The sequence below is a fragment of the Pedobacter sp. 01T416_2 genome, from assembly GCF_056398925.1.
This window is the reverse complement of sequence record NZ_JBFTQI010000393.1, coordinates 1-5459: the sequence shown is the minus strand read 5'-3', so window position 1 is coordinate 5459 and position 5459 is coordinate 1. Positions and strand designations below refer to the sequence as shown.

Genomic DNA, 5459 nt, shown 5'->3' with positions numbered 1-5459 from the left:
GCTTTGTATTCTAAAGTTTTTAAATCAAGCGCCAGGATTTCGGTTTTACCATCGGCAGATTTGGTTTTTTTATAGAAACCCTGTTTGGTTTTATCGCCAAGCCATTTGTTCTCTTCCATTTTTTGCACGTATGCTGGAAGTTTAAACAAATCGTGTGCTTTATCATCCGGACAGTTATCATAAAGTCCTTTTGCTACTTTGATCATGGTATCTAAACCCACCACATCCGAAGTACGGAAAGTAGCCGATTTTGGTCTACCCAAGGCTGGTCCGGTAAATTTATCAACCTCTTCTACTGTCAAATCCAGTTTTTCAACTAAATGCAAAAGTGCCATGATGGAATAGACACCTACACGATTGGCAATAAAAGCTGGAGTATCTTTACATAAAACAGTTGTTTTCCCTAAAAACTTATCGCCATAATGCATCAGAAAATCAACAATTTCAGGTTGCGTGTGTGGTGTAGGGATAACCTCTAACAATTTTAAATAGCGGGGCGGATTAAAAAAGTGTGTACCGCAGAAATGCGATTTAAAATCATCACTCCTTCCTTCAGCCATTAAGTGGATTGGAATACCAGAAGTATTCGAAGTAATCAATGTGCCCGGTTTACGGAACTGCTCTACCTGCTCGAAAACTTTTTTCTTGATATCAAGATTTTCGACCACGACTTCAATTACCCAATCGTAACCGGCAATTTTCGGCATATCATCGTCGAAATTTCCAGTTTTGATCTTATTTAATGCTTTTTTGCTATAAACTGGCGATGGATTGGTTTTTACGGCCGTTTGCAAAGCTGTATTAACAATCCGGTTTTTTACAGCTGGATTATCCAATGTTAATCCTTTTGCCTGCTCTTCGGGACTTAGCTCTTTGGGGGCTATATCTAACAACAAAACCTCTACACCAATGTTGGCGAAGTGGCATGCAATACGCGACCCCATAATACCCGAACCTAAAACTGCAACTTTATTAATGCTTCGTTTCATTATCTATTTGCTTTTCATTAGTCTGATAGAATCATTTATGTAGCAACCTACCAAACAGATTTGATTGTTATATTTGTTAATCAACAGTATAGGCTACCGTGATATCATTTAGTTTTATCAATAGGTTAATAAAAGTCTCTTTCTCCTTTTTAGAGAAATGCTCATCGAGATATTCATTAAATTTTCGAACAACACCTTTAGCCAATTGTTTTTTCTCTTTACCGAAATCAGTTAGAAAAACCTTTACCGATCGTTTATCACCTGCGGATGTTTCACGGTAAATAAGGTTGGCCTCTTCCATATTATTTAACATACGGGATAAACTGGTTGCTTTAACCCCAAGTAAGCCTGCTAAATTTGAAACCGCAGTTCCCTCGGCATCATCTATATTAATAAGCATATAACCAATGGCCTGGGTAATCCCAAAACCAGATGCCATTTGATTGTACTTATTAAACATATTTTGCCAGGCAAACTTAATGTGGTAATCTATGGTTTGTTGTTGTTTCATTTTGCTAATTTATTATGCTTGCATAACAAAGCTAATGAATGTATTTTGTTAATGCAACAGAAAAATTCAAAATATTTGTCAAATTTTTCTTATCATAGTCAAACACAAAATGAAAACACTTAATATGTTAAAAGCTAGAGGAATTCTCTTATTTAGCCTATTTATTTTATCGGCTACAATTTGTAAAAGTCAGGTATCTTATTTCGGAGCTGCTCTTTTAAACAGTCAAAAATTAGAGATATTTAAAAAAACAACAACCTTGTTTACTTTACAGTATGCGGATTATGCTGAATTAGAAAAATTTGATCGGGCCATTAAAAAAAACTGGACGATTACACCTTATAAAATTATTAAACCCGAAGAACTTGCCCGTTACGATACGCTTTCAAACTATTCGTTCTTCTATTTCGATGGTTATGCCAATAAGCTGGATAGCACCAAAAATGTAAACGTAGTTTACGCATTAAAGCTGGTTAGTCCATCCAAAAAACCTAAAACAAAGGAAGAAAGTGTATTTGCGACGGTTACACTTTTTGCTGATCGGAGTACCAATCTTCAAATAGAAATTCAGGACATTACTACTGGCTCGAAAAGGGCGATAAGAAATAACCTTATATCAACCCTTTACAACAAGTCGAATTTTCTCAATTGGTCGCCAGGATTTTTAACAGGGTATTTAAAACAGATTAATGATGGATTGCTCGCAAACAAGGATTGTAATTTAGATTACCAGTTTTACAATAAAGTACGTTTACCAGAATTAACAAAAGAAACGCTGTATGTGCCTGAGTATATTAAGCAGGTATTCTCATCCAAATTGACTCTTTTGCCTCAATCGGGGGTAGTTTTAGAACCTTATAATTATAAACTCAAATTTGTATCGTACAAGGAATTGGATAGTTTAATTTTGAATACTGAAACGAATATTAAGTATGTAGTTTACACTCAACGTTCTAATGATAAAATAATCAGTGTTTATGATAGCAAAGACGATAAAATCATTTACCAGCGTTTTTATCCGCAATCACCAAATTTTGAAATGAATGATTTAAGCGAAATCAAAAAAGTAATTGTTTCGCTTAAATAAAATGAAAATGCAATTAAACAATAGTGCCGTCACCCTGAATTCATTTCAGGGTCTATTGGCTAGAAAGATGCTGAAATAAATTCAGCATGACGATCGAGTAGAAATCTAGTACAAATAAAAATCTATTTAAAACAAAAAGCTCTGGTTTGCACTAATCTGGTCTTAGTGTCTCATGAAGACATTAAAAAATGCTAACATAACATTACAGAACTATCTTATGTCGTAGCGAGACGCGACGACTAGCATTAGGTGGTTTTAGCATATAAAAAAAAGCGCCCCAATAAATTCGGGGCGCTTTAATATGTGTGTTAAAACAGACTAGTAAAGGGTAAACTCTACACGACGGTTTTGTTGACGACCAGCCGCTGTTTTGTTGGTAGCAATTGGTTGACCCATACCATAACCTGTAGCCTCAATACGTGATGCATTTGCACCTTGAGAAACTAAATAAGCTTTTACAGATTCTGCTCTATCTTTTGATAAACGCAAGTTTAATTCTTTTGAACCTGTATTATCTGTGTGGCCAGCTAATTTTAAGCTAAAGTTTTTCTGGATTAATAATGCAGCAACTCTGTTTAAAGAAGCATAAGATTTAGAACGGATGGTTGCTTTACCTAAATCGAACTCTAAGTTTTTAATCGCTTCGTTAACAACTTTACGATCTTCTTCGGTTACGATTACTTTCTCTACAACTTTTTCTGGAGTTTTTAACGGACAACCAGAACCATCAACAACAGTACCAGCTGGTGTATCTGGGCATTTGTCTAATTTATCTGCAACACCATCGCCATCTGTATCTTTCAAGATGTCGTTCATTTCTGAACGTAGTTTTGCATTTTCAGCTTTTTGAGCGTTTAAATCAGCTTTTAAACCTTCTGCAGTTTGTTTTGCTTTTAAAGCTTCATCGTACGTTAAAGCTACCGGATTGTGGAAAGCCAATTGTTTTCCGCTACCTAAAGCAAACTCTAAACCAGCGTAAGCGTAGTTATATTTATCGTTTCCATTTTTATAATAACCGTCTAAGTTATCACCATCAACAAAGTTGATAGTCCAGCCTAAATCTAAATTAACCGCGTCAGAAATTTTAAATTTAGCCCCTAAGCCTACAGGAATAATCAACTCATTGATGTTATCCCCACCATTAAGTGTCGAAGTTCCAGCTGCTGTAGTAATGGTCGGTTTGTAGGCCGCGATACCAGCACCGGCAGAAGCGTAAAGCTGTAATGTATTCTCTTTTTTAAACATATCAATATTGAACATGTTTACTACAGCATTTAAACTTCCTGAATAAGATAACTCTGTATCGAATGCTCTTACTGGAGAGTTGTTTACCAAACCACTTTCGTAAGGCTCGGTATTATCTCCCTTTAATTTACCACGAACTCCATCTAAACGAAGAGAGAAATAAGGTGTAAATTGTTTTTTAATGTAAAGGCCATAACCTAAACTTGATTTGTTATTACTGAAATCATTTTTCCCACCTAATGGTGACAATGGAGTAAGTACACCAGCGTTTACACCGATAGACCATGTTCTGAACGTTGTTGCGGAAGTTGCAKGGCTTTCTTGAGCTGAAGCAACCGACCCGATGAGTAAACCAGCGAGTGCAACTGGGAGTGTTTTAAATAGTTGTAGTTTCATAAATTTTCTTTTAACGTTGAATAAGCGTTGGCACACGTATTGCAATAGCCATACCAAAAATACAAGCATGTAAAAATACTTATCAACTTTTCAACACTAATCGCCAATGCAACACACAGGCAAACTAAAAAATAAGTTATAAATAGTAAACGCCTGGCTTTTAATCCGCCTCACCTTATTAATCTTCCAAAATCAAAATCTTTAGTTTCGGACTTTAGTACCCCTATTTCCTGTTGACATTTTACGGGCGGAGGTAATTGTCGGTACCCTTCTTGTTAAAATAGATCAATGCCAATTTATCAGACAGGGTAAGTCGCTCCTGCAAATTATGGGTAAATATTTTTCACTCCTTTTTTTGATCATCTATTGCCTCATGCCGTAGCACATCCGCCAAAATTGTATACTATTTGATATCGCCGGCAAATTTCCATTGGGTACTGAAATTTTCGGGTAATTGCTGGTTGGTTAACAAGGCCCTTACCATTTCTACAGGCATATTATTTTCGCGGAGTATGCGATTATGAAACTGAATATTGGTCATTTTACCACTTTGTACCAGCTCTTTGTGCAATGCCCTGAACTGTAATCCACCTAACATGTACCCAATTTGGTATAATGGCCCATAACCTCCGGTAAACGATCTACGTACCTCTGCTTCTGCGTTAGCACGTTCAAAACCAACACGATCTACCAAAAAATCGATACACTGCTGAGGTGTCCATTTGCCTAAATGGTAGTTCATTGAAAAAATGATACGCGCACAACGGTGCATGCGCCAAAAAAGCATTCCAATTTTATCTTCAGGAGATTTTGCAAAATTCTGGTCCCACAGCAACATCTCCCAATACAGCGACCAGCCTTCCGTCCAGAAAGGTGTACCAAATACTTTGCGATAAGGCTTGTAGCGGCTTTGCATAAAATACTGAAGGTTGTGCCCGGGAATAAGCTCATGAAAAACTACAGCTCTGGAAAAATGCCTGTTATTGCCACGTAAGGTCATCATTTTGGCATCCTCGGTCATGTCTTCTGTTGGATAAGCAATTAATACGGATTCGCCACCTAGAAAAAACGGCGCAAATAATTGCTCCTTCGGACTTAGCATGCGCATGCGCCAGCCTTCTTTAGCCAGGGCTGGAATGGCGATGAGTTTATTTTTCTCTACAAAGTCTATGGCTTCATTAGCCAGTTCATAAACCAGTTCAGGCTGTTTCCCCAATTCAGGATAATCTGT

The 5459-nt window shown here is 36.9% G+C and carries 5 protein-coding genes; 1 reads left to right on the top strand and 4 read right to left on the bottom strand.

The genetic code is table 11. The features are described from left to right. A partial coding sequence (locus AC1DPQ_RS16325; protein WP_477610257.1) for a 3-hydroxyacyl-CoA dehydrogenase family protein occupies positions 1-989 on the bottom strand: 989 nt, incomplete at its 3' end. A gap of 76 nt (positions 990-1065) precedes the next feature. Beyond that, positions 1066-1500 (bottom strand): MarR family winged helix-turn-helix transcriptional regulator, encoded by a 435-nt coding sequence (locus AC1DPQ_RS16320; protein ID WP_477580154.1) that lies wholly within the window; start codon positions 1498-1500, stop codon positions 1066-1068. Positions 1501-1609: 109 nt separating this feature from the next. Here AC1DPQ_RS16320 and AC1DPQ_RS16315 point away from each other — a divergent pair, with 109 nt between their 5' ends. Then, complete coding sequence (locus AC1DPQ_RS16315; RefSeq protein WP_477580156.1) at positions 1610-2587, top strand: hypothetical protein; 978 nt, start codon at positions 1610-1612, stop codon at positions 2585-2587. Between the two features lie 318 nt (positions 2588-2905). On the opposite strand, the gene AC1DPQ_RS16310 is transcribed toward AC1DPQ_RS16315, so the two are convergent. Then, entirely contained in the window at positions 2906-4228 is a 1323-nt protein-coding gene (locus AC1DPQ_RS16310) for a DUF6089 family protein (RefSeq protein ID WP_477610256.1), read from the bottom strand. A gap of 403 nt (positions 4229-4631) precedes the next feature. Then, on the bottom strand, positions 4632-5459 hold an 828-nt coding region (locus AC1DPQ_RS16305; RefSeq protein WP_477610255.1), incomplete at its 5' end, for a DUF885 family protein.